Source organism: Enterococcus faecalis (genome assembly GCF_029024925.1).
Classification (GTDB): domain Bacteria; phylum Bacillota; class Bacilli; order Lactobacillales; family Enterococcaceae; genus Enterococcus; species Enterococcus faecalis.
In genome coordinates, this window is sequence record NZ_CP118962.1 from 471,572 (window position 1) to 495,382 (window position 23,811).

At 36.8% G+C, this 23,811-nt stretch carries 24 protein-coding genes and 1 other annotated feature; of the genes, 17 read left to right on the forward strand and 7 right to left on the reverse strand.

Annotation, left to right across the window (positions count from 1 at the left end; all coding sequences use genetic code 11):
• Nucleotides 1–48 precede the first annotated feature (48 nt).
• The 6 genes from cls to PYW42_RS02455 all read left to right on the forward strand — a co-directional run bounded on the left by cls (nt 49) and on the right by PYW42_RS02455 (nt 10,034).
• Nucleotides 49–1,494 carry a cardiolipin synthase gene (cls, locus tag PYW42_RS02430; protein WP_002361214.1) on the forward strand — a complete coding sequence of 482 codons (1,446 nt, stop codon included), beginning with the start codon at nt 49–51 and terminating at the stop codon, nt 1,492–1,494.
• A gap of 291 nt (nt 1,495–1,785) precedes the next feature.
• Nucleotides 1,786–2,000, forward strand: a binding site (T-box leader).
• Between the two features lie 191 nt (nt 2,001–2,191).
• Complete coding sequence (gene tyrS, locus PYW42_RS02435) at nt 2,192–3,448, forward strand: tyrosine--tRNA ligase (protein ID WP_002355444.1); 1,257 nt, start codon at nt 2,192–2,194, stop codon at nt 3,446–3,448.
• Nucleotides 3,449–3,746: 298 nt separating this feature from the next.
• Nucleotides 3,747–5,609: a tyrosine decarboxylase gene (gene tdc, locus PYW42_RS02440; RefSeq protein ID WP_002355450.1), complete on the forward strand. Its 1,863-nt coding sequence runs from the start codon at nt 3,747–3,749 to the stop codon at nt 5,607–5,609.
• A 202-nt stretch (nt 5,610–5,811) separates the two neighbouring features.
• On the forward strand, nt 5,812–7,230 hold the full coding sequence (gene tyrP / locus PYW42_RS02445) for a tyrosine-tyramine antiporter (protein WP_002355453.1): 1,419 nt from the start codon (nt 5,812–5,814) through the stop codon (nt 7,228–7,230).
• A 124-nt stretch (nt 7,231–7,354) separates the two neighbouring features.
• The gene (gene nhaC / locus PYW42_RS02450) at nt 7,355–8,761 is read left to right on the forward strand and encodes a Na+/H+ antiporter NhaC (RefSeq protein ID WP_002363118.1); all 1,407 of its coding nucleotides are present in this window, start codon (nt 7,355–7,357) and stop codon (nt 8,759–8,761) included.
• Between the two features lie 355 nt (nt 8,762–9,116).
• Entirely contained in the window at nt 9,117–10,034 is a 918-nt protein-coding gene (locus tag PYW42_RS02455; protein WP_002379086.1) for a hypothetical protein, read from the forward strand.
• 51 nt (nt 10,035–10,085) lie between these two features.
• On the opposite strand, the gene PYW42_RS02460 is transcribed toward PYW42_RS02455, so the two are convergent.
• From PYW42_RS02460 to PYW42_RS02470, 3 genes are all read right to left on the reverse strand, one after another.
• Nucleotides 10,086–10,535 (reverse strand): YehR family lipoprotein, encoded by a 450-nt coding sequence (locus PYW42_RS02460; RefSeq protein ID WP_002355456.1) that lies wholly within the window; start codon nt 10,533–10,535, stop codon nt 10,086–10,088.
• A gap of 138 nt (nt 10,536–10,673) precedes the next feature.
• Nucleotides 10,674–11,180, reverse strand: a complete 507-nt coding sequence (locus tag PYW42_RS02465; RefSeq protein WP_002355457.1) for a phosphatidylglycerophosphatase A family protein — start codon at nt 11,178–11,180, stop codon at nt 10,674–10,676.
• Between the two features lie 131 nt (nt 11,181–11,311).
• Nucleotides 11,312–12,265, reverse strand: a complete 954-nt coding sequence (locus tag PYW42_RS02470) for an L-lactate dehydrogenase (protein WP_002358635.1) — start codon at nt 12,263–12,265, stop codon at nt 11,312–11,314.
• 167 nt (nt 12,266–12,432) lie between these two features.
• On the opposite strand from PYW42_RS02470, the gene PYW42_RS02475 reads away from it, so the two are divergent.
• Together PYW42_RS02475 and PYW42_RS02480 are read left to right on the forward strand one after the other, a co-directional pair.
• A complete protein-coding gene (locus tag PYW42_RS02475; RefSeq protein WP_002364850.1) occupies nt 12,433–12,795 on the forward strand; it encodes a DUF4809 family protein in 363 nt (120 codons plus the stop codon).
• 15 nt (nt 12,796–12,810) lie between these two features.
• Nucleotides 12,811–13,221: a DUF4809 family protein gene (locus tag PYW42_RS02480; protein WP_002367972.1), complete on the forward strand. Its 411-nt coding sequence runs from the start codon at nt 12,811–12,813 to the stop codon at nt 13,219–13,221.
• A gap of 46 nt (nt 13,222–13,267) precedes the next feature.
• On the opposite strand, the gene PYW42_RS02485 is transcribed toward PYW42_RS02480, so the two are convergent.
• The gene (locus PYW42_RS02485; protein WP_002358639.1) at nt 13,268–14,095 is read right to left on the reverse strand and encodes a LysR family transcriptional regulator; all 828 of its coding nucleotides are present in this window, start codon (nt 14,093–14,095) and stop codon (nt 13,268–13,270) included.
• A 141-nt stretch (nt 14,096–14,236) separates the two neighbouring features.
• Here PYW42_RS02485 and PYW42_RS02490 point away from each other — a divergent pair, with 141 nt between their 5' ends.
• Nucleotides 14,237–15,205, forward strand: coding sequence for a TDT family transporter (locus PYW42_RS02490; protein WP_002364849.1), 969 nt, complete (start codon nt 14,237–14,239; stop codon nt 15,203–15,205).
• A 22-nt stretch (nt 15,206–15,227) separates the two neighbouring features.
• Nucleotides 15,228–16,187 (forward strand): GDP-mannose 4,6-dehydratase, encoded by a 960-nt coding sequence (locus PYW42_RS02495; protein WP_002389617.1) that lies wholly within the window; start codon nt 15,228–15,230, stop codon nt 16,185–16,187.
• 13 nt (nt 16,188–16,200) lie between these two features.
• Here the strand turns inward: PYW42_RS02495 and PYW42_RS02500 are convergent, their stop codons facing one another.
• Nucleotides 16,201–16,548 (reverse strand): winged helix-turn-helix transcriptional regulator, encoded by a 348-nt coding sequence (locus tag PYW42_RS02500; protein WP_002355464.1) that lies wholly within the window; start codon nt 16,546–16,548, stop codon nt 16,201–16,203.
• A 111-nt stretch (nt 16,549–16,659) separates the two neighbouring features.
• Between PYW42_RS02500 and PYW42_RS02505 the strand changes: the two genes are divergently transcribed.
• Both PYW42_RS02505 and PYW42_RS02510 read left to right on the forward strand, forming a co-directional pair.
• Entirely contained in the window at nt 16,660–17,277 is a 618-nt protein-coding gene (locus PYW42_RS02505; protein WP_002355466.1) for a nitroreductase family protein, read from the forward strand.
• 186 nt (nt 17,278–17,463) lie between these two features.
• A complete protein-coding gene (locus PYW42_RS02510) occupies nt 17,464–18,477 on the forward strand; it encodes a lipoate--protein ligase (RefSeq protein WP_002389569.1) in 1,014 nt (337 codons plus the stop codon).
• Between the two features lie 70 nt (nt 18,478–18,547).
• Here PYW42_RS02510 and PYW42_RS02515 read toward each other — a convergent pair whose 3' ends face one another.
• Both PYW42_RS02515 and PYW42_RS02520 read right to left on the reverse strand, forming a co-directional pair.
• A complete protein-coding gene (locus tag PYW42_RS02515; RefSeq protein WP_002411173.1) occupies nt 18,548–19,402 on the reverse strand; it encodes a M48 family metallopeptidase in 855 nt (284 codons plus the stop codon).
• 182 nt (nt 19,403–19,584) lie between these two features.
• Complete coding sequence (locus tag PYW42_RS02520) at nt 19,585–19,920, reverse strand: hypothetical protein (RefSeq protein ID WP_025189130.1); 336 nt, start codon at nt 19,918–19,920, stop codon at nt 19,585–19,587.
• A gap of 114 nt (nt 19,921–20,034) precedes the next feature.
• Here PYW42_RS02520 and PYW42_RS02525 point away from each other — a divergent pair, with 114 nt between their 5' ends.
• The 5 genes from PYW42_RS02525 to PYW42_RS02545 all read left to right on the forward strand — a co-directional run bounded on the left by PYW42_RS02525 (nt 20,035) and on the right by PYW42_RS02545 (nt 23,806).
• Nucleotides 20,035–20,319, forward strand: coding sequence for a hypothetical protein (locus PYW42_RS02525; protein WP_002364844.1), 285 nt, complete (start codon nt 20,035–20,037; stop codon nt 20,317–20,319).
• Nucleotides 20,320–20,323: 4 nt separating this feature from the next.
• On the forward strand, nt 20,324–21,259 hold the full coding sequence (locus PYW42_RS02530; protein ID WP_002389685.1) for a LacI family DNA-binding transcriptional regulator: 936 nt from the start codon (nt 20,324–20,326) through the stop codon (nt 21,257–21,259).
• 170 nt (nt 21,260–21,429) lie between these two features.
• The gene (locus PYW42_RS02535) at nt 21,430–22,026 is read left to right on the forward strand and encodes a nitroreductase family protein (RefSeq protein WP_010816092.1); all 597 of its coding nucleotides are present in this window, start codon (nt 21,430–21,432) and stop codon (nt 22,024–22,026) included.
• A gap of 42 nt (nt 22,027–22,068) precedes the next feature.
• Entirely contained in the window at nt 22,069–22,914 is an 846-nt protein-coding gene (locus tag PYW42_RS02540) for a VOC family protein (RefSeq protein ID WP_002389584.1), read from the forward strand.
• Nucleotides 22,915–23,044: 130 nt separating this feature from the next.
• The gene (locus PYW42_RS02545; RefSeq protein WP_002375902.1) at nt 23,045–23,806 is read left to right on the forward strand and encodes a DeoR/GlpR family DNA-binding transcription regulator; all 762 of its coding nucleotides are present in this window, start codon (nt 23,045–23,047) and stop codon (nt 23,804–23,806) included.
• Nucleotides 23,807–23,811 lie beyond the last annotated feature (5 nt).

Below are 23,811 nucleotides of genomic sequence, written 5' to 3' on the forward strand. Positions count from 1 at the left end.
CCGTAATTGATGGTATACTAAAACGTAACAAATAAAGGAGGAAGACAATTGATTCTTAGCGTCTTAACAGTTATTTATTTTATTAATGCAATTATTGCGGGAATTACCATTTTGTTAAAACCTCGAGATGTAGCAGCAATTTGGGCATGGCTACTCGTACTGATTGCTCTACCCGTTTTTGGTTTTTTCTTATATTTATTCTTTGGTCGCGGTTTAACCGACAAAAAGAAATTTTATTTGCAACAAAGTGATTTGCGGGAATTAGAGAATTTTCAGAATTTCCAAGAAGAAAGTTTTGAACTTTATAGTCAAAAGATGCCGACGGAGGAGCAACAACAGTTTACAGACTTTTTTTCCTCGTTAAATAGGATGCCTCTGACTAAGAAAAATGATGTTGAAATTTTTACGGATGGTACGGAAAAATTCAATGCGTTGATGGCGGATATAAAAAAAGCTCAGCACTCTATTCATATTGAATATTATGCCTTTGTAACGGATCATATCGGTACCAAAATTTTGAACTTATTAGAAGAAAAGGCGGCTGAAGGGGTTGAAGTGCGGTTGCTTTACGATGCCTTTGGCTCAAAGGGCACCAAGGTTCATCATTTGAATGAATTGAAAAAAAACGGTGGTTTTGTCCAAACGTTTATTACTTCTCAAAAAGCACTTTTGAAGTTTCGTTTGAATTATCATGATCACCGGAAAATTGTTGTTATTGACGGAAAAGTAGGCTACATTGGCGGCTTTAATGTTGCCGATCAATATGCTGGAACGACTAAAAAGTTTGGCTATTGGCGGGATACGCATTTACGGATTCAAGGGCCAGCAGCCTCATTACTGCAAATGCGTTTTTTAATGGATTGGAACGTCTCTTCCCCCGAGAAAAATCGTGTGGCGTATCAATTGGATTATTTCTTTAAACTTGAAGCATTGGTGCCAGAGGCAAATACATCCATTCAGATGATTGCCAGTGGTCCTAACAGTGACCGTGAACAAATTAAATTGGCCTTTATTAAATTGATTACTTCTGCCAAGAAAAGAGTCTGGATTCAAACGCCGTATTTAGTTCCTGATGATAGTGTCTTGGCTGCTTTAAAGGTTGCTGCGGCTTCAGGAGTAGATGTTAAAATTATGATTCCAGATAAGCCCGACCATCCGTTTATTTATCGAGCAACACAGTATTACGGCCGCTTATTGATGAAAGAAAATATTGAAATTTTAATTTATAACGGTGGTTTCTTACATGCGAAAACAATGATTATGGATGATGAAGTCTGCACAGTTGGTTCAGCCAATCAAGATATCCGAAGTTACAAATTAAACTTTGAAGCAAATGCTGTGTTATATGATAAAAAAATCATTGATCAATTAGAAGCAATTTTTTTAGAAGATCGAAAAAAATGTACAACAATGACTCCAGAAGTTGTTCGCGACATGTCAAAATGGTTGATTTTTAAACAACAAATTTCACGATTATTTTCACCAATTCTTTAAAACTGTTTTTCACAAAATGACGAACTTCTGATCCGAAGTTCGTCATTTTTCTTCGGGAATTTTATAAAAGTATAGAAAATCACAAAAAAAGTCAAAAAATTTTTAAAGAATATTTTTTAAATTTTTTCGTTATTTTTTTATCTGTAGTTGCTGTTAAAACAAATAAATATTATTTTGAATTCGTTATTTTATTTTTGTGAAAAAGGGACATCTTTTATAAAAGTAAAAAAAATTAAGCAAAGAGTGTTGACAAAAAAAACGAAAAGGAATATGCTACATGTACAAGTTAAATACAAAGCAATGACAGAAAAGCAGTAGAGAAATAACCACTGTTACAGAAAGCTAGTGGCGCTGGAAACTAGTACACGTTATTTATCGAATTACATTCTTGAGCTTCTGCCTACAGGGCACGGGTAACAGCGTTATTTGTTAAGAGGTATATAGTATTTTAAATAAATTAAACTATGTATAAATTTGGGTGGTACCACGAGAAATTCGTCCCTAAGTCGTTTTGACGGCTTAGGGATTTTTTGTATTCTTTTTTTGAATACGTGGCAGACCAAAGAAAATTTCGTGAACCCGTGTATACATAGAAATAAACACGGAATATCGTGTAAAAACAAGTGTGTTAATCGTTTGTTTCGTTAAATGAACGATTTCCTATAAAGAGATAATTATAAATATGGAGGGTGATAACATGAATATCATTGACGAGCTAGCATGGCGTGATGCAATCAATCAACAAACAAACGAAGAAGGACTAAGAGAACTTACAGAAAATACGAGCATTTCGCTATATTGCGGTGTCGATCCAACTGGAGATAGCATGCATATTGGACATTTAATTCCTTTTATGATGATGAAACGATTCCAATTAGCAGGTCATCACCCATACATTTTAATTGGTGGCGGAACTGGAACTATTGGTGACCCAAGTGGACGAACAACTGAACGTGTTTTACAAACGATGGAAGCTGTGCAACATAATGTGGACAGTCTTTCAAACCAAATGAAAAAATTATTTGGTAAAGATGCTGAGGTAACAATGGTGAACAACTACGATTGGTTATCAGAACTATCTTTATTAGATTTTTTAAGAGATTACGGGAAAAACTTTAATGTCAACACGATGTTGGCAAAAGACATTGTCGCTAGTCGTTTAGAAAGTGGCATTTCCTTTACAGAATTCACATACCAAATTCTTCAATCAATTGACTTTTACACATTGCATAAAAAACATAATATTCAATTGCAAATTGGTGGCGCTGATCAATGGGGCAATATCACTGCAGGATTAGATTTGATTCGTAAAAAAGAAGGACCAGAAGCCAAAGTATTCGGGTTAACCATTCCTTTAATGCTAAAAGCAGATGGTACAAAATTTGGGAAAACAGCGGGTGGCGCTATCTGGTTAGATCCTAAGAAAACCTCACCATTTGAATTCTACCAATTCTGGTTAAACCAAGATGATCGTGATGTCATCAAATACTTGAAATTCTTTACTTTCTTAGATAAAGAAGAAATCGATGCGTTAGCTGAAAAAGTTGAAAAAGAACCAGGTAAACGTGAAGCACAAAGACGCTTAGCTGAAGAAGTGACACGATTTGTTCACGATGATGCAGCATTAGAAGAAGCGCAAAAAATTTCAGAAGCTCTTTTCTCAGGCAATATTAAAGACTTAACGATTGAGGAAATCGAGCAAGGGTTAGAACATGTGCCAACTGTTGAAATTACCAAAGATGCTAAAAACATCGTAGATTGGTTAGTTGACACAGAAATCGAACCATCAAAACGTCAAGCTCGCGAAGATGTGAGCGGAGGAGCTATAAGTATTAACGGTGACCGAGTTACCGATTTAGATTTTGCAGTCGATCCAACACAACATTTCGATGGAAAATTCGTTGTTGTACGGAAAGGGAAGAAAAATTACTTTTTAGCAAAAGTAATGGATTAGAAATTGATAATAATTTCACGAAGAGAAGACGTGTGATTATTTGATCAAAGTTAAAATTCTATTTCTCCTTACAGGTAGTGGTGAAACCGTTAATACACCTAATAAGAGTGGGATTGTACACACAATCCCACTCTTATTTTTTTATATAATGGTTCTGACAAGACACCTTGTGAAAAAATTATAAAATTAAAGAGCTATGATAACCATTGTTATTTTTCTTCTTTACACTTTAGCCGTTTGGGTGTAAGTTGTGAATGCAAAATCTAATTCATTAAAATTTGTAAGGAGGAATTTTCGTATGAAAAACGAAAAATTAGCAAAAGGCGAAATGAACCTTAATGCACTATTCATTGGGGACAAAGCCGAAAACGGACAATTATATAAAGACTTGTTGATCGACTTAGTAGATGAACATTTAGGATGGCGTCAAAACTACATGCCACAAGACATGCCAGTTATCTCTTCTCAAGAACGCACATCTGAAAGCTACGAAAAAACTGTCAACCATATGAAAGATGTATTGAATGAAATTTCTTCTCGCATGCGTACACATTCAGTTCCATGGCATACAGCAGGTAGATATTGGGGACATATGAACTCAGAAACATTAATGCCTTCTCTATTAGCTTACAACTTTGCAATGCTATGGAACGGGAACAACGTTGCCTATGAATCTTCTCCAGCAACTTCTCAAATGGAAGAAGAAGTAGGACATGAATTTGCTCACTTAATGAGCTACAAAAATGGTTGGGGACACATCGTTGCTGATGGTTCTTTAGCTAACTTAGAAGGCTTATGGTATGCCCGTAACATTAAATCATTACCATTTGCTATGAAAGAAGTAAAACCAGAATTAGTTGCTGGCAAATCAGATTGGGAACTATTGAACATGCCAACAAAAGAAATTATGGACTTATTAGAATCAGCTGAAGATGAAATTGATGAAATCAAAGCTCATTCAGCTCGTTCAGGTAAACATTTACAAGCAATCGGTAAATGGTTAGTCCCACAAACTAAACACTATTCTTGGTTAAAAGCTGCTGATATTATCGGTATCGGTTTAGATCAAGTTATCCCAGTACCAGTTGACCATAACTACCGTATGGATATCAACGAATTAGAAAAAATCGTTCGTGGCTTAGCAGAAGAACAAATTCCAGTGCTAGGTGTTGTCGGTGTAGTTGGTTCTACTGAAGAAGGTGCCGTTGACTCAATCGATAAAATTATTGCTTTACGCGATGAATTAATGAAAGACGGTATTTACTATTATGTACACGTTGATGCTGCTTATGGTGGTTATGGACGTGCCATCTTCTTAGACGAAGACAACAACTTCATCCCTTACGAAGATTTACAAGATGTTCACGAAGAATACGGTGTCTTCAAAGAGAAAAAAGAACACATTTCAAGAGAAGTGTATGATGCATATAAAGCAATCGAATTAGCAGAATCAGTAACAATTGACCCTCATAAAATGGGTTATATCCCTTATTCAGCTGGTGGTATCGTTATCCAAGATATCCGTATGCGCGACGTTATTTCTTACTTCGCAACTTACGTATTTGAAAAAGGTGCCGATATTCCTGCGTTACTAGGTGCTTATATCCTTGAAGGTTCAAAAGCTGGTGCAACAGCTGCTTCTGTATGGGCTGCACATCACGTTTTACCTTTAAACGTTGCAGGTTATGGTAAATTAATTGGTGCTTCAATTGAAGGATCACATCATTTCTATAACTTCTTGAATGATTTAACATTCAAAGTTGGCGACAAAGAAATCGAAGTCCACACATTAACTCATCCAGACTTCAACATGGTTGACTATGTGTTTAAAGAAAAAGGCAACGATGATTTAGTAGCAATGAACAAATTAAACCATGATGTATATGACTATGCATCATACGTTAAAGGAAATATTTACAACAACGAATTCATTACTTCACATACTGACTTTGCTATTCCAGATTATGGCAACAGCCCATTAAAATTTGTAAACAGCTTAGGATTTAGTGACGAAGAATGGAACCGTGCAGGTAAAGTAACTGTGTTACGTGCTGCTGTAATGACTCCATACATGAACGATAAAGAAGAATTTGATGTTTACGCTCCTAAGATTCAAGCTGCTTTACAAGAAAAATTAGAACAAATTTACGACGTAAAATAATTGAATCTTAAACGGAAAAAAGAAATGGTAACCGAACGAGGGAACGTTCTTCTGGTTGATTTATTCAAGAGAGAAATCAACCAGACGGCTAACCTCTTAACCAATTCTTTGTCTGGGTAAGAGGCAGTCGAATGACTGTTTTACTCAGCGTATAACAGTCATTCATGCTCCTTATCCAAAATCTTATAAGGAGTGTACAAAATTGGATAAACAACAAGTTAAAAAAATTGAATTAGGTACTTTTATCGGTTTAACAATGGCATTGTGTGCAACTGTACGTAGTATCCCAACACTTGCTGCTGTTGGTTGGACATTAATTTCTTACACAATTTTCGCGGTCTTATTCTTTGCTGGTCCAATCGCATTGATATCTGGTGAATTATCTACGATGCTTCCTCAAGAAGGTGGCCCTCAACTTTGGGTTAAAACTGCCTTAGGTAGCAAATGGGGTTTTGTTGTCGCTTGGTTACTATGGGTGCAAATGTTCCCAGGAATGGTAATGGTTGCTTCTACATTAGGCCCTTTGCTAGGTAATACATTTGGTAATGTTCACTTAGGTGAAAATCATTGGTTCGTATTAGGTTGTATCTTAGTGATTTACTGGATTATTACAATCTTGAACTTGAAATTTGACATGGCGAAAGTTGGCGGAAATATTGGTGTTTGGCTAGGTGTTTACATCCCAGTATTAGTTATGTTTGTTTTAGGTCTTCTTTCAATGATTAAAGTAGGCTTAACACCTGGCGGCTATTTAGGTGCCTTCTCTTGGTCAAAAGTTTTACCAAACTTAGAAAATATGGACACATTTAAATATCTAGCAGGGATTGCGTTTATCTTTGTTGGGATTGAAATGTCTTCTGTTTATATTCCTCGTTTGAAAGATGCAACAAAAAATTATACAAAAGGCGTTTTCATTTCATTAATTGGTTTAGTTTTATTAAACGTTATTAATGCAATGTTTGTTGCTAATATTGTTCCAAATGGCAAAATGGAATTGTCTAACATTACACAACCAATTTTGCTTTATTGTGACGTTTTAGGTTTACCAACAATTATTGGTAATATCTTTAGTTTCATGGTCTTCTTAGGTGTGTTATTACAATTATCTGCTTGGGTTACTGGACCATCAAAAACAATTATTCAAGTTGCTCGTGATGGCTTATTGCCACCAAAATTTGGCTTCCATCGCGAAAATAAATATGGCGTTTCTCGTAACGTTGTGTTAACACAATCTGTGGTTATCTCATTATTCGCATTACTTTATGGGGTAATGGATGATGTCAACGCTGTATTCTTAACTTTAACAAATGCAACAACAATTATTTATAGTATTGTGTATGTATTGATTGCGATTTCCCTAATTAAATTACGTAAATCTCAACCAGATACACTACGTCCTTACCGAATTGGTAAAAAAGGTAATGGCTTAGCTTATTTAGTGGCAGCAATGTTAATTTTTAGTGTTATCATTGTTATTTTCGCCACATTAGGTACAACAACCGTGACTGATGCAGTCTTAGTTGCATTAATCACTATTGTTATGTTTGTGATTCCGTTAATCATTAATCGCTTTAAAAAAGCAAGTTGGGCAACGGAAGTAAAAGAAGATTTAGGTGAATAAAAAGGCTAGCAATTATTTTGCTGAGTGCCTCTTCACCTGATGACTATAGTAAATTGTCGTTTGGAAACTGAAGCAAGTTCGATTATTGCTTCAGTTTTCGCTTTCCATAAAAGGAGGTTTTCATATGAAATCAACGAAACCCACTGTTTCGTTCGCTGAAAGTTTAGGCATTTTGATTGCCTTGTTAGCGATTCTCGGGTACTTAATTATTGGTCAAAAATTAACCCCTCACATACCGATTCTTTTTGTATTCATGTTGTTGTTGCTTTATGGCAAATGGAAAGGATTTTCTTGGGATGAGATCCACGAAGGCATTGTGGAAGGGATTAAACCAGGGATCATTCCGATTATTATTTTCTTGTTGATAGGTGTCTTAGTTGCTACTTGGATCTTGTCTGGGACGATTCCAACAATTATGGTCTATGGTTTTAAAATTATCTCAGTGAAGTTCTTCTTACCAACCGTTTTTGTGGTCTGCGCACTAGTTGGTGTGACGGTAGGGAGCTCCTTTACGACTGTTTCAACTATGGGGATTGCCTTTCTAGGTATTGGACATATTCTTGGATTCGACAATGCGATGACAGCTGGCGCAGTTGTTTCAGGTGCCTTTTTAGGGAACAATATTTCACCGTTATCTGATACAACAAACTTAGCTGCTGGAATTGGTGGCGTGAACCTTTTTGAACATATACTAAACATGATGTACACTGTTATTCCGGCGTTTATTATTTCGATTGTCGGCTATATCTTCTTGGGGCATCAATCTGGTTCGGCGGATTTACAATCGGTTGATGCAATGGTCCAAACGTTACATCAAGGATTCTGGATTTCACCGATTACATTGTTGCCAGTAGCGGTTTTATTCTTATTCGCTTGGAAAAAGGTACCGGCTATTCCAACGTTACTAGTCGGCTCTACAGTGGCGGTCATCTTAGCTTTTATAAATGATCATCACCTAAGTTTAGCGAAAGTTTCTACCATCTTAATGAGTGGTTATGTGGCAGATACAGGGGATCAAAGTATTGATACACTTTTATCTCGTGGTGGGATTGAAAGCATGTTAGGTTCTGCTGCGTTGATTATTTTGGCATTAGGTTTGGGCGGTTTGTTGATTAAGTTTAACATCGTGGCTACTTTAATTGATAAAATTAAAGGCTATGTGAATAATCCAGCCAAATTAATCGCTTTAACTGCCTTAAGTTCTGTGGGAATTAACTTACTAGTTGGCGAACAATATTTGTCAATTATTTTACCAGGGGAAACATTTAAATCCTCATTTACTCGTTTAGGTATTGATAAAAAATATTTAACTCGTACTTTGGCAGATGCTGGGGCGGCAGTCAACTCGTTAATTCCTTGGGGAGTTAGTGGTACCTTCATTATGGGAACGTTAAAAGTTGGTGCACTAGAATACTTACCGTATGCCTTTTTCCCATTGCTTTGCCCTATTATCACTGTCATTTTGGGGATATTCTTAAAAAAACAACAAGGGGAAAACAAAAAAGCACCAGGGACTAACGTTGAATTGTGAGTTTTTTCAGATAATTAAACAATTGGTTACGATTGAACCTCAGTGTATCTACTGATTGGTTCAATCGTTTTTTCGTCACAGATTTTTTACAATTCTTCATATAATCTTTGAAGCTCCTTAAAGGCAATTTAATTATTCTAAGTTATGATACAAAGGATCAATCAAATAGGTGGATGAACGTGGTGTTAAACTCATAGAGACTAACAGTAGTTTATTCTTGCTCAATGTTGAGGTGTAGGTTCGAATCCTACCGTCCACTTTTGTTATTTAAACCAACTTAGAACGAAACACAAACAAGTGACGGATACACATGATTAAGGTACAATAAGGGTAGGGAAAACAAGGAGGAATTCTTATGAAAAAGATAGGGCTTATTTCTAGTGCTTTTCTTTTAACCCTTGCTTTAGCAGCATGCGGCGGCGGAAAAAGTACAGAAAATACGGATAGTCGTTCCAGTGCTGCGGAAAGTACCACAGTCGAGAGTACAAAAGCATCTGCTACAAAAGAATCAAGTAGCAAAGCAGCAACAAAATCTAGTGATGCGAAACCGTCAGGAACAACAACAGCTGATTCGAAAGCAACAGCTTCTTCTACGAAGGAAGCGGCAAATAATGGCTCAGCAGAGAAGCAATCACCAGCGAAAAATGCGAATCCAGATGACCAAGCCAACCAAGTGCTTAACCAGCTAGCAAACATGTTTCCTAGTCAAGGCTTACCGCAGGCAATTTTAACGAGTCAAACGAATAACTTTTTAACTGCAGCGACAACATCACAAGCGGATCAAAACAATTTCCGTGTTTTATATTATGCAGAAAAAGAAGCGATTCCAGTGAATGATGCACGTGTTAATCAGTTAACGCCAATTAGTTCTTTTGAGAAAAAAACATATGGCTCTGATGCCGAAGCAAAAAATGCAGTGAACCAAATCATTGACAATGGCGGTCAACCAGTAGATTTAGGTTACAATATTACTGGGTATAAACAAGGGGCGGCAGGTTCTAGTTACTTATCTTGGCAAGAAGGCAATTGGAGTTTAGTCGTACGGGCCTCAAATATCAATGGTGAATCGCCTGATGATTTAGCGAAAAATGTTGTTAATATTTTGGAACAAGAAACGTTGCCAGCACCGAATACCGTTGGTCAAATCACACTGAACGTGGCAGGAACCACTGACTATAATCGCAACTCAGTAGTTTGGCAAGCCGGTACAGTCGTTTACTCTGTCCATCATTTTGACCCAATTCAGGCAGTGAAGATGGCAACATCGATTTAAATAATCAAAAGAAAGCGTGCAACAATGCCCATTGTCGCACGCTTTCTTTTATTATTTTTGTTCTGTATAACCTTGTGACTCCACCAATTCTTGGCTTTTCTTCATGCTAATTCCCTTAGAAGAATCTCCATCAATCTGGATACCATCCACTTTTTTTGCTTTATCATAATCAAGTTTTTCATAATTAATCGTCAATTTTTCGATGGCTTGTTTGTCCTCATAGGTCAGTTTGTAATCAAGCCCTTTGATGTCCTCATATTGTTTAGAAACGGGTTCCAACGCTGTTTTTGCCTCTTCTTTTGTAATCCCCAATTTGTCATAAGAAACAATGTTTTTAGCCGTTTGCGTTAAGACTTTATCTCCTTGGTACGTATAGGTTAAGGTGGAATCAATCCCATCTTGTGGCGAACCTACAAAGGTTTTTGTCTCTATTTTTGAACCGCAACTTGCAAGAAAGAATACCCCAATAAAAATTAAAAATACGCGTAAAAACTTTTTCATTTCTAGATAACCTCCTTTAGCTGTTTATTCTTAACTGTAACATAACACGGCAAATAATTACTGTTAAGTAGAAAGCTTGTGAGAAGTCCAGCAAATAAAAAACTTGCCTCTTCTCATAAAAATGAAGAGGCAAGTTTTTTATTTAGTAATATCACTTAAATCTGGTTGTGAGTGGGCCAACCGACTGGCAGCCGCAGCCGCAATTGCGCCCACGATATCATCCAAGAATGTGTGGACATGTTCGCCATCATGCGCATTTAACTCTTTTAAAATGCCTGGTTTTACCTTGTCGATATACCCATAGTTCGTAAAACCGATAGATCCATAAACATTTACAATGGAGAGCGCCATAATTTCATCAATGCCATAAAGCCCTTCATCTTCCGTTAAAATTTCTTGTAACGGTGAGAGTAGCTTGTTTTCTTCTGCCAGAATATCCAGTTGGACACCTGTAATAATCGCGTTGTGTACTTCACGCTTTGTTAACACGGCATCAACACTTTCTAAACAAGTATCTAATGTTAAATTGTCAATATAATCTTTTTGTAAAAATAACACAAGTTCAGCTAAATCATTCATTGTTACGCCACGTTCTTGCAATAAACGACGTGCGCTATTTTCTAACGTATCTCCTTGGATTACCATTTTTTGTCCTCCTAATTTCTGCTTTAGTTGAAGTTCTTCTTTCATGGTACCAAAAAGAACGATAAAGGGGAATTAGAATCTATTTTGGTAGAGAATAATTTAGTTGAAGTGTTATTTTTAGTTGAAAATTACTAAGCGTTCGGTTGTAACGATGCCATCACTTGTTTTAATTGTGTCACTGATTTTTGGAAGAGTTCTTTTTCAGCGGCATTCAGATTCAATTCAATAATGTCAGTCACACCTTGATTGCCAACGACTGCAGGAATCCCTGTAAATACATCTTGTTGCCCATATTGCCCATCTAAGTAAGCTGAGACAGGTAAAATAGCTTGTTCATTATTTAAAATGGCTTTAACAATGCGTGCAGTACTCATACCAATCCCATAATAGGTCGCTTGTTTGCGATCGATAATTTCATAAGCTGTATTTTTCACTTTATCAGAAATGATTGGTAAATCGTCACTAGTTAAGCGCTCTGTCGTATCCACAATTTCTAAAATAGGTTTGGTACCAATCATGGTATGAGACCAGACAGCCACTTCAGAATCCCCGTGTTCGCCAATAATATAGCCGTGAACATTGCGTGGATCAATCGCTAAACGTTGAGACAGTTCTTTGCGGAAACGAGTTGTGTCCAAAGTTGTACCAGTTCCAATTACTCTTGAAACAGGTAAACCAGAAGCTTGCCAAGCCACATAAGTCAGTACATCGACAGGATTTGAGGCAATCACTAAAATTCCATCAAAACCAGATTTCATGATATTGTTAACAATTGTTTTCATAATTTCTGCATTGATTGAAACCAAATCTAGACGACTTTGCCCAGGTTTTTGATTAGCACCAGCTGTAATCACGACGATATCGGCATCTTGGCAGTCTTGATAGTCGCCAGCCCAGACGTTTACATTTTCTTGACCCCAAGACACACCATCTAATAAGTCAATTGCTTCGCCTTCAGATTTGGCTTTGTCAATATCAACTAAGATTAATTCATTCGCAATCCCTTGGTTGATCATGGAATAGGCGATACTTGTGCCAACAAAACCAGTACCAATAATTGCGACTTTTTTGTTAAATACTTTCATCGTTCATCTCTTCTTTCTGTAATATTTCTTTCTTAGTGAATTATATCACGAACTTTTTAGGTGTGGTTATACCAATCTGTAATAGTCTTTATTAACAATTTAAATAAGGGAAGCGTGCTTTTTTTGTTATGATAAGAGTAGGAAAATAGAGGAGATAAGGAGGCAAAATGACAACGACAACAGTGTATTATGCAAGCAATAATGAAAAACAGCCGAACCGTTTTCAACTAGTTATCGGTAGCTGTAGCTATGAACTTCCAAAAATAGAAATCTACGAAATTCTGGAATGTATCGCTTTAGCATATGGCTATCAAAAAGAACCATTCATTGAAGAACAAACAGAATGTTTTGTTAAAGGCAACCGTTGTATACATGTTTCCCAACAAGCGACGACGTTGACTTTTGTTGTGAATGATCTGCGTTTAGTAATGGAAAAACAATGCCGAAATCACGAAGAAGTCTTTCAAGAAGTCAATCATATTTTATTGAATATTTTTGAGGAGACCCCTTGTGTTTTTCTCGAAAAGTAGGAAAGAAGGATTAAGATGAAACAGGTGAAAATAACAACTACCTCAGACTTGATTAATGGCGGCTGCAATGCCTGTCCGAATGTGAAGTGTACGAATTATCTTGTTCATGTAGAAGATGAAACAATTGCGTTAGAAACGCTAACCGTTGCAGATTTAGTAACTTTATTAGCACTCAAAGAAGGGTTTCGTCAAAAATTAGTTATGGAAATGTTCGAAGAATATACGATGTTTGAAAGGGAAACTCATCAAGTTGTATTTAAGGAAGAGGAGACGAGAATTCTTTTTCAATCAAAAAAACAGACCATTCAAAGCACTCTTTTGTGTAAAGAGCCACAACAAGTGTTCCAAGAAACCCAGCAAATTTTACACCAACTATTTGAGTTAGAACCTTTTGAATTTGAATTGGTAGAGGAAACTGATAAATAAAAAACAGGAGAACGATTTAGCGAAAGCTAAGTCGTTTTCCTGTTTTTTAGGTTTGTCGTTCACGAATTTTTTCAACGATTCGGTTATAAACTTCAGAGAAGGAAGTATTGGCATGGTGATCGGTCTGGACAATGAAAATTTTTCGAGAAGCAAAGGACTGATCAATTGGTTGCCAAGGGATCTCATCGGAAATAGATAATCGAGAAACAATTGATTGCCCAATGTTATTTTTTAGCAATTGTAACAGGACTTCGTTGTTGTTTAATTCGATAATTGGTAAGTTGATGCTGTGTTCGTTGAGATAAAGCTCATTGAAAAAACGTAAGCCAGAGTTCTTTTCTCTTAAGAGCCAAAATTTTGAAGCGGCATCTCCTGCTAGAACTAGTTGATCTTCATAAACAATTTCTTTGTGTAGATTTTTGGTTTCAATGGGTTTTTCAATTAGTCCAATGTGGGCATGATTATTTTGAACCATATCCACGACTTCGTTTGAATTCATCAGTTGAATCGAAAAGTTGATGAGTGGAAAAGCGGTAACCAAACTCTCCATAATATCTGGCAGTAAATAAATAGCAACTGTATTTGAAGAGGCTATAATGCAGTCTTCTTTAAAATTCTCTTTTTCTGCAGCTTGCGCAAAAGAAGTAGTTAAGCTTTCAATAATCGAGAGCATTTTTGGATATAAAAAATCAGCTTCTTTGGTAGGAATAACCGATTGTTTTCCATTACGATAGAACAGCTTGATCGAAAAGTGTTGCTCTAATTTCTTGATTTGCAAAGAAACAGTTGGCTGAGAAATATACAATTGTTTGGCCGCCGCACTAAAATTTTTGGTTTCATACACAGCAATAAATGTTTTGATCCATTCGAACATAAAATCGCCTCTTTCTATTTACTATCTTAATAGTTGGTATTGCAAATATTTATTTTACAAATATAAATATTTCATTTAGTATAATAACATACTTTTGATTAATATCAATAATAATAAATAAAGACGGAGTGTGACTACATAATGGTAGAAAGTGCGAAAAAATTCTTGCGGAAAGTCCCGATTCCCATTTGCGGACTAATTTTAGGGATGGTTTCTTTGGGGAATTTACTTTATTCCTTGGGATATGCAACAATTGGGACCATTTATTGTGTACTTGGCAGTCTCTTAATGATTTTAGTTATTTTAAAAATTATTTTTACAATGAAACATGCATTAAGCACCTTAGATGATCCAATTATTGCTTCGGTATCACCAACATTTACAATGGCTTTAATGGTTATCTGTGTTTTCTTAGATCGGATATTTACCAATGCTGTTTGGATTAACGTGTTGTGGATTGGCGCAGTGATTTTACATTTTATTTTAATGATTTATTTTGTAGCGGTGCATATTTTTCCAACAAAAATCGAACTGGAACATATTTATCCAAGCTGGTTTATTACGTTTGTCGGCATTGGCGTTATTCCTAATACTTCTCAATTGTTTATCAATGAGTTGGGAAAAATTGTTTTTTGGGTAGCGTTGTTCTTTTATTTACTCTTGTTACCAATTTTAATCAAGAGAATTACGAAGTCGAAAGAAATGCCTGAATCGACCATTCCTTTATTGACGATTATGACAGCGCCAGGTTCGTTATGTTTAGCTGGCTATATTTCAATGGGTGGTCATTTGTATATGCCATTAGTTGTTTTCTTGCTAATTTTATCTCAATGTATTTATGGGATTGTAGTAGTGAATCTATATAAAATTATGCAAGTGACATTCTATCCAAGTTATGCTGCCTTTACATTCCCATTAGTAATTTCTGCGACAGCATTAGTCAAAGTTAAACCTTTATTTGCAGAAAAGGTAGGCCTAACGAGTCTGTTAAATATTTTGTCTACTTTTGAACTTTTATTAGCTGTGGCTATTGTAAGTTATGTGTTCATTCGATATTGCATTTTTTTATTCCAAAGAGAAAATAACACGAAAAAAGTGGAATTAAATTAAAAAAAAGAGAGGAAACAAAGAGGTGAAGAAACTATTAATTACTGGAGGAGCTGGCTTTATTGGTTCTAATTTGGCTAATTTTTATAGTCAACAGTATCAAGTTTTTGTGATTGATGATTTGTCCATGGGGCGAGTGTCAAATTTGCAACAAACTGAGCAGTTGGTTTTTATTAAAGGAAGTGTGACGGATCAGCAATTATTGGACGAAGTACTTTCAAAGCATTCGTTTGAGTATATCTTTCATCTTGCGGCCGTGGCAAGCGTGGCAAGTTCTGTGGCACAGCCTCTAGAGACCCACGAGGTCAATTTTTTAAGTGTATTGAAAATACTGGAATCAATAAAAAAATATCAAAAAGAGCTCAAACGTTTTGTTTTTGCTTCGTCGGCAGCCGTTTACGGTGCAGAGCCAACGTTGCCTAAAAGAGAAACTTCGGTGATTTGCCCTTTGAGTCCCTATGCTATTGATAAGTTTGCTGCTGAACGTTATGTTCTCAATGAATACCATTTACATGGGGTACCCACGAGTGCAGTTCGCTTCTTTAACGTCTATGGTCCCAATCAAAATCCTGCTTCACCCTATTCTGGTGTCCTGTCCATTTTGATGGATCGTTATATCCAATTAGAGCAAGGGCAAGCGAGCCAATTTCAAATATTTGGAGACGGTCAGCAAACACGTGACTTTATCTACATTGAGGATGTCCTAACTGCATTAAATTTAGTAGCAACCAAAAGTGAAGCGTTGGGACATGTTTATAATGTGGGTACCGAAGTTGCCATTTCCCTTAATCAATTAATTGAAGAAATGAACCAATTAGTGGGACTTTCTTTGCCAGTTTCTTATCAAAAGGAACGAGATGGCGATATAAAATATTCTCTTTCAGATAGTTCTGCTTTGAAAGGCTTAGGTTTTTCGCCCGTTTATTCAATTCAAGAAGGACTTCAAAAATATCTTAAGTTTACCCATAATACCCAAAATAGATAAAAAAAGACGAGACTTATTTGTTAAGTCTCGCCTTTTTTTGTGCAAATGTTTCGCCCCAATGGCAAAGTGAAGAGAGGGCATCGTAAAGAGCATATCCTTCCGGAGTGAGCGTATATTCCACACGCGGGGGTAGTTCGTTAAAGGATTCTCGATGGACTAGGCCATCTTTTTCCATTTCTCTCAAGCGATCTGTCAGGACGCGCTGAGTGATTCCGTCGAGCGCACGCATCAATTCACCGTTGCGCTTGGTTCCTTGGAATAATTCATCCATTAATGATAATTTCCATTTGCCGTTAATGGTGGAAAGGGCTAAGTTGATACTGGTTTGTTTATCAGTTGTCATAGTTTCTCCTTGTGACACGTAATGGTTACTTTTTTCTTCCTAGGTGAATAAAAAGTGCGTACTTTTTTTCTCCATCATAGTGAGTAATAATAACTATGTCAAGTAAGGCAAGAGGAAGGAAGAAGAAATATGATGTATCAAGATGTTGTTCGCAGCCGCCGCTCAGTTCGGGATTTTATGCCAGATGTTGAGATTCCTAAAGAGGAATTAATGGCCATAATTGAGGAAGCGATGTTCGCGCCAAATAGTACCAATTTAAATTCATGGCGTTTTTTAATTGTCACAGAAAAAGAACAAAAAGAGGCCCTTTACGAAGTTTCGATGCAACAACCAGCAGTTAAAGGGGCAGCGGCGGTGATTATTTTATTAGGTGATTTGACTGCTTATACAGTGGCCAATGCAGATGAAATCAGTGCTAAAGCTGTCGCACAAGGAACGATGACGGAAGAAATTCGTCAAGGAATTAATGAAAATGTTTCTTGGTACTATGATGTTAGCGAAGAACAAAAAAGAGAGTGGCTAATGTTAGACCAAGGCTTAGTTGCGATGCAGCTGATGCTTTCTGCAAAAGATCGAGGCTATGATACTGTGGCGATGTCTGGTTTTGAAACAGAAGCTGTTCGCAAGTTATTTAATATTGAGGATCATTTAGTGAACGGACTGATTATTCCGATTGGCAAAGCTCAAACACCCGGCTTTGAAACAGTCCGACGAGATGTTTCAGAAGTAGTAACTTGGTTAGATTAAAAAGCTAAACAGTTCTGTAACTGCTGTTTATTAGATTTTGAGCGTGGAACAAACATCCAAAGTGATTGTTGTCCCACGTTCTTTTTTTGTTGATCATCCTCTTTTGAGAATGGCCAGAGAAGACGTTTAGTGAACCAATTTTGAAAGAAAGTGATACACTAGAAGAAAAAGAAGTGGGGCGACCTTATGCGTTATGTCATAATGCAGTCACGAGATATTCGTGAAAATTTAGCAACGGAAGATTATCTATTAAACACTCTCTCTTTTGAAGAGCCCTTAGTGTTGTTTTATATTCAGGAACCCTGTGTTATTTTAGGCCGAAATCAAAATGCTTATGAAGAAATTGACTTAGCTTATGCTAGAGAGAAGGGAATCGTTATTACTCGCCGTTTATCGGGCGGTGGTGCTGTTTATGATGATCTCGGGAATGTCAGCTTTAGTTTTGTTGTTCAGGAAGGACATCAAGCTTTTGGGGATTTTAAAGCGTTCACTAAACCAATTATTGAAGCATTACATAAAATGGGCGCAACGGGGGCCGAGATTAGCGGTCGCAATGATTTATTAATTGATGGGAAAAAATTTTCTGGCAATGCCATGTATACAAAAAAGGGGAAGATGTATACTCATGGTACCTTGATGTATGATGTTGATTTGGCAGAAGTTCAACGTGTCTTAACTGTTTCTAAGAAAAAAATTGAATCAAAAGGGACAAAATCTGTTCGGGGACGCGTAACCAATTTACGGCCGTACTTAGACGAAAAATATCAACAATTAACCATCGAGGAATTTCGCAATCGTTTACTGATGGAGCTCTTTGATGTCGAATCTCTAACTGAAATTGCGGAGAAAGAATATGTCCTAACCAAAGCAGATCAGCAGGAAATTAGGAAATTGGTCGCTGAAGTGTATGGCAATGAAGCTTGGATTTTTGGTGAAGCGCCTAAATTTACGATCAAAAAAGAAGAAAAGTTTAAAGGCGGCATTGTGGATGCACGTTTGACTGTTGAAAAAGGTAAAATAATTGAGTTAACGATTTATGGTGATTACTTTGCCAAAAAAGAAACAGCGGAAATCGTTGCAGCTTTATTAGGTGTGGACTATCAGTATTCATCAATTTGGCAAGCATTAGCAGCGTTTAACTTTGAAGACTACTTTGTAAATATCACCAAAGAAGAATTTGTTCATTTATTGGTGGATTAATAAACGTGCTGGGACAAAAGTTAAAGAATCTTTTGTCCCAGCACGTTTATTTAATGATGGTTGGCTCTTGCTAGAAAAATTTTCCATGAACTTCCCAATTGCCAGTATCTTTGGCTTTTTTCAATGTTTGCATTCGACGGAAGCCAACAGGATGATCGGATAAGAAGTTACTCAATTTAAGCCAGATGGTATCATCATGTAAATCAATACTGTGAAAGTATTCTTCTAAATCCACACGACTGCCCATATATTTTCCTGAAAATAAATAAATCATGCTTAAAGCACCTTCTTCTGCGTAGTATAAACCTGCGCGATCAGCGGTATATTCTTGCGTTCTTGTAAAACTTTTATCTAACGCAACTGGTTTCAAAATAATGGATAACATTAGCCGCCATAAATTAGTGTGCCCACATTTATGGTGTCCTAGCTCGTGTGCCAAAATAAAGCGAATCAGCGAAAAATCGCCTGTATTGTACGCGATGTCCAACAAATCACTGTGAATGACAACATAGCGTCTGTGTAAAGAGCATTTTGCCGCAAAAGCGTTTAAGACACCATTCCCGTTGATTAAATAAAGACGTGGCATCCTTAATTTTTTAGTGCCAAAGCCCATTTCTTTTGCCAAATCAATATACAAGGAATAAATTTCTGGTAACTGATTTTCTGTAATTTCCACTCCGTTAGAAGCAGTATCCATGTACATATAACGAATGGTAAAAAAAGCAATGACTGGCGCAATTGGCGCAATTAAGACAATTAATAACCAGTCAGGAATCGGCAAATCACTCAATATCAATAAAGCGACTAACCCCAATGCTAAAAACAATAAAACAAAACCAATGATAATCATTGGTAATTCAAAACGATAACGTAACTTAGCAACAGAAATTTCTTTCTTTTTTTCCTGCGGTTGACACATAAACATTCCTCCCCAAACATTTCCCAAACACTTTTTCAAATAAAATGACTTATCTGTTACTTCTAATATACCATTGGTTAATCGATAATGACAATGGTGGGAACTTGAATAAAGGTAATTATATCAAGTGATTAATGAAAGGGACTCGTTGTACGCGGGAAATTGGTCTATCTTGATTAAATAAAATTTTAATAATCTAACTGTTTTAGACATAATAAAGTAGTTTCTGGAGTTAATTTTTTAATAACATACAAACGCAAAATCGCATGTTCAATTTTTTGTTCTTCTGGCGATAGCGCCGAATTTATATAGGATAACTTCTCGATTAAATAGGTTAAAAATGAGCCAGCGCCTTGGCTGACCACTAAAAAGCCCATTTCTTCCGTTTCGGTTAATTGTTGTTTTTTTAAGTGGTAAATTTCTTGTGCAAGTGCCCCCGAGATAATGATTTCATCTGTTTGCTTGTTCAAATTTGTTAGTAAGTCGCTTTTTGTTGCTACTGTAACAGTTTCCATTGCACTCATCCTTTGCTTTTATATGATACATCTAGTATAACATGGTCTCACTTTTTTTATTTTTCCTCTTGCTCTGGTACGCGTTTCATAAGGTAAGCTATGTGTATCAAAATATTGGAGGGCATGAAAATGAATGTTATAGTGGAGATAAGCGATAGACTTGGTATGGATTACTATTTTGTCTCGGTGACTACGACGGCCAAAAGTCTGCAGTTAAATAGTCCCAAAAAATACTATAAGATTTGGCATCAAGAAATTCCGTACCATCAGATAACGGAGTGGCACTTGACACAGCAGGAGGATATTCAGGAAATTTCTTTTGCTTGGCAGGAGACCTTTTATCGTTTTGTTGATTACGGGACAGGGATTGTGCCTTATTTAACTCAATTTTGTAAAGTAATGGGGTGAAAGTATGACAACAATTCGAGAAATTGCGCGCCTTTCAGGATCTTCAGTCACGACTGTTTCGCGTGTGATTAATCATCATCCGTATGTTTCTGAAGAAAAACGACTGAAAATCCAAGCAATTATCGATGAGTTGGGCTATAAGCCCAATATATTAGCGAGAAATCTTAGCTTTGGGAAAAGTAATACATTAGGTGTCATGGTTCCTTATACGAATCAACCTTATTTTGATGCTATTTTAAGTGGGATTATCCACCAAGCATTTCAGCAAGGGATGATGGTCAGTTTATTACCAACGGATTATGATAAAGAAGTTGAAAAAAGTTACTTGGAAAAAATGGCCACGGGTGCGTTTGATGGCATGATTGTTTTGTCAAAGGCAAATCCTTTAAGTGTGTTTGCTCCGTATAAAGAGCAAGTTGTTTTTTGTGAAAAAATAGAAGACCCTAGTTATGCTAGTATCTATATCGATCGTTTAACCGTTTATCGGCGGGTTTTCCAAGCGTTGAAACAACAAGGATGTAGTGAAGTGGCAATTACGATTAACCGTGCACCAGAAAAAAGTACAAGCGCATGCTATTTAGTTGACGCATATCAGGAAATTTATGGAGTGATTCCTGAAAATCGGTTATTTAAGGACTGTTTAACCTATGAAGATGGGTGTGAAGTAGGACGTCACTGTGGGCAAGATCCAACGCTCCAAGCGGTTGTGACCAACGGTGATGAAATTGCCGCAGGGATTCAAGCCGTTATTGAAAGACCACTCTTTTTAGTGGGACAGGAGCAAACTTTATTAAGTGAAATTTTAAATTTTTCAACAATCTGTCATCCATTAATGGAGTTAGGGGAAAAAGCCACACATTTATTTCAAGAAAAACGGCCGAAAACGATTCAATTGACTTCTACATTTATTAATCGACAACCAGATTTTTCTTTTTCTTAGAAAAAAGCTGGTTGTTTTTTCTTTGGTAGAATAAGGTTTTTCACTAAAAAATAAAAAAACTTACAAAAAGTAAGACAAAAAGCTTTACTTACTTTTAGTAAGGTAGTATAGTAAGCATGTAAACAAAATTAAATGAATTTACTGAGGAAATTCGAAAGGATGAACATATTATGTCAAAATTTACTGGAATGATGAAAAACCGTCGTTCAATCTATGCTTTAGGAGAAAACTTACCAATTTCAAAAGAAGAAGTAACTGCTTTAGTAAAAGAAGTTGTTAGAGAAAGTCCAACAGCTTTTAACTCTCAAACACAACGTGTTGTGTTCTTATTCGGCGATGCTCACAAAAAATTATGGGCAATGACTGAAGACGCCTTAAAACCATTAACTCCAGCAGAAGCATTTCCAAACACACAAGCTAAATTACAAGGTTTTGCAGCTGGTGCGGGCACAATTTTATTCTTTGAAGATACAGATATCGTGAAAAACTTACAAGATAGCTTCCCATTATATGCGGATAACTTCCCTGTTTGGTCTGAACAAGCAACTGGTTTAACACAAGCGAACGTTTGGACTGCCTTAGCGCAAGAAAATATCGGCGCAAACCTACAACACTACAATCCAGTTATTGACGAAGCGGTTGCTGCAGAATGGTCAATTCCTGCAAACTGGAATTTACGTGCACAAATGGTCATTGGTTCCATTGAAGCGCCAGCTGGCGAAAAAGAATACATGGAAGATAGTGCTCGTTTTAAAGAATTCAACTAAATCATTGCTTTAGTAAAACGAAGAGGAAAGGAGTGAAAGCAAATGGTTCAAGCATTACCAAGTAATATTGGGATTCAACAAGTCACTTTGAAAGTGGCTGATTTAGATAAAATGGTAAACTTTTATACGAAAACAATTGGCTTAAAACTTTTAAAACAAGGAGAGGGACGTGCTTGGCTAGCGCCACAAGGCACCAACGATGCAATTCTTGTCTTAAAAGAACTAACAGCTGGGGAAGAAAGTCAGGGTACCACTGGCTTGTACCATATTGCTTTCCTGCTACCAACCCGCAAAGATTTAGGCAATATGTTGCTGTGGCTTTTGCAGGAAAATGTGCAAATTGGCGCAGCAGATCATGGCTATAGTGAAGCCCTTTACTTAAGTGATCCAGAAAATAATGGCATCGAAATTTATTGGGATAAACCAGAAGAAGTCTGGGATATTCGTCCAAATGGTGAAATTATCGGTGTGACAGAAGAATTAGACGGTGATAGTTTAGCTGCAGAAGCTGACGGTCACTGGCTAGGAATTTCCGAAGGTTCTAAAATTGGGCACATTCATTTGAAAGTGGCCGATTTAGATACCACTGAAACGTTCTATAAAAATTTAGGGTTTGGCTTAAAGTCTAACTTTGGTCAACAAGCGAAGTTTTTTGCAGCGGGTCAGTACCATCATCATATTGGGACAAATACATGGAGCGGCAAACAGCTGCCAACGATTCAAGAAAATCAATTTGGCTTAGAAAATTACACCTTCCGTTTACCAACTGCGGCAGATTTAGAGATCGTCCAAGCCAATGCGGAAGAAGCAAAGTTACATTTTATTGCCAAAGATCATTTACTTGCGTTAGAAGATCCTAGCGGCATGATTATTCAATTTACCTATTAAAACCACTCTCAAACTAGCCCTTCGTTAGAAAATGAAGGACTAGTTTTTTTGTCTTTTTTTTGCATTGTTTTGCATTTGTTTGCAAAATGATGCAAAAGGTGCTATCTTTACTTAGAAGAGGTGAGGAAGCATGTTGATTGAAGAACGTTTAGCCAAGATTCAAAAAATAGTGAATGAACAAAAAAGTATTTCCATGGAAGCGTTAGCGGAGCAAGTCTCCGTTTCAAAAGATACTATTCGGCGAGATTTAATTCGTTTAGAAAAGGAAGGACATTTAAAGAGAACGCACGGTGGCGCTATCTCAGTTCAGTCTGAAGCAACTATTTACGATTATGCTCAACGAATAATGAAGCATCCAGAGAAAAAACAAGCGATTGCCCAAAAAGTTTGGGCAAATATTCCCAAACAAGCGTCCATTTTTTTTGATTCATCAACCACGGTGGAAGCAGCTATTCGAGCGATGGAAAATAGTCCGATTCACGCGATCACGAACTCTCTCAGTCATGCGCTACTTCTAGCGCAAATGGATCAGACAAAAATTACAGTATTACCTGGGCAACTGCATAAACAACAACTCTTTTTGTTTGGGGCAGAAACAGTCGCTAAGGTTGGGGAATTTGCCCCCGACTATACATTATTAGGTGTGTTTGCGTTATCTGAACAAGGATTATTTATTCACACAGAAGAAGAAGGTCAAGTCAAACGGCGAATGATTCAACAAGGCAAACAAGTCATTGCCTTAGCAGACCAAACGAAATTAAACAAAACGGGTTTATTTAAAATTTGCGAATTAACAGAAATTGATTGTTTAGTGACAGATACACGACCTGATGAAAAATTCTGTGAGCAATTAGCGCAAGCAGGCGTAACGTTGATTGTCGCAGATGAATAATGGAG

Excerpts from the sequence above, each read along its gene's own strand:
- PYW42_RS02465 (WP_002355457.1), bottom strand. The coding sequence starts at position 11,180 with ATGGTAATCCAAGGAGATACGTTAGAAAATAGCGCACGTCGTTTATTG.
- PYW42_RS02480 (WP_002367972.1), top strand. The coding sequence starts at position 12,811 with ATGAAACAGGTGAAAATAACAACTACCTCAGACTTGATTAATGGCGGC.
- tdc (WP_002355450.1), top strand. The coding sequence starts at position 3,747 with ATGAAAAACGAAAAATTAGCAAAAGGCGAAATGAACCTTAATGCACTA.
- PYW42_RS02520 (WP_025189130.1), bottom strand. The coding sequence starts at position 19,920 with ATGAGTGCAATGGAAACTGTTACAGTAGCAACAAAAAGCGACTTACTA.
- PYW42_RS02540 (WP_002389584.1), top strand. The coding sequence starts at position 22,069 with ATGGTTCAAGCATTACCAAGTAATATTGGGATTCAACAAGTCACTTTG.
- PYW42_RS02515 (WP_002411173.1), bottom strand. The coding sequence starts at position 19,402 with ATGTTTATGTGTCAACCGCAGGAAAAAAAGAAAGAAATTTCTGTTGCT.
- PYW42_RS02505 (WP_002355466.1), top strand. The coding sequence starts at position 16,660 with ATGATGTATCAAGATGTTGTTCGCAGCCGCCGCTCAGTTCGGGATTTT.
- PYW42_RS02455 (WP_002379086.1), top strand. The coding sequence starts at position 9,117 with ATGAAAAAGATAGGGCTTATTTCTAGTGCTTTTCTTTTAACCCTTGCT.
- PYW42_RS02510 (WP_002389569.1), top strand. The coding sequence starts at position 17,464 with ATGCGTTATGTCATAATGCAGTCACGAGATATTCGTGAAAATTTAGCA.
- PYW42_RS02490 (WP_002364849.1), top strand. The coding sequence starts at position 14,237 with ATGGTAGAAAGTGCGAAAAAATTCTTGCGGAAAGTCCCGATTCCCATT.
- PYW42_RS02530 (WP_002389685.1), top strand. The coding sequence starts at position 20,324 with ATGACAACAATTCGAGAAATTGCGCGCCTTTCAGGATCTTCAGTCACG.
- tyrS (WP_002355444.1), top strand. The coding sequence starts at position 2,192 with ATGAATATCATTGACGAGCTAGCATGGCGTGATGCAATCAATCAACAA.
- nhaC (WP_002363118.1), top strand. The coding sequence starts at position 7,355 with ATGAAATCAACGAAACCCACTGTTTCGTTCGCTGAAAGTTTAGGCATT.
- PYW42_RS02460 (WP_002355456.1), bottom strand. The coding sequence starts at position 10,535 with ATGAAAAAGTTTTTACGCGTATTTTTAATTTTTATTGGGGTATTCTTT.
- PYW42_RS02470 (WP_002358635.1), bottom strand. The coding sequence starts at position 12,265 with ATGAAAGTATTTAACAAAAAAGTCGCAATTATTGGTACTGGTTTTGTT.
- PYW42_RS02475 (WP_002364850.1), top strand. The coding sequence starts at position 12,433 with ATGACAACGACAACAGTGTATTATGCAAGCAATAATGAAAAACAGCCG.
- PYW42_RS02525 (WP_002364844.1), top strand. The coding sequence starts at position 20,035 with ATGAAAATGAATGTTATAGTGGAGATAAGCGATAGACTTGGTATGGAT.
- PYW42_RS02545 (WP_002375902.1), top strand. The coding sequence starts at position 23,045 with ATGTTGATTGAAGAACGTTTAGCCAAGATTCAAAAAATAGTGAATGAA.
- PYW42_RS02535 (WP_010816092.1), top strand. The coding sequence starts at position 21,430 with ATGTCAAAATTTACTGGAATGATGAAAAACCGTCGTTCAATCTATGCT.
- PYW42_RS02485 (WP_002358639.1), bottom strand. The coding sequence starts at position 14,095 with ATGTTCGAATGGATCAAAACATTTATTGCTGTGTATGAAACCAAAAAT.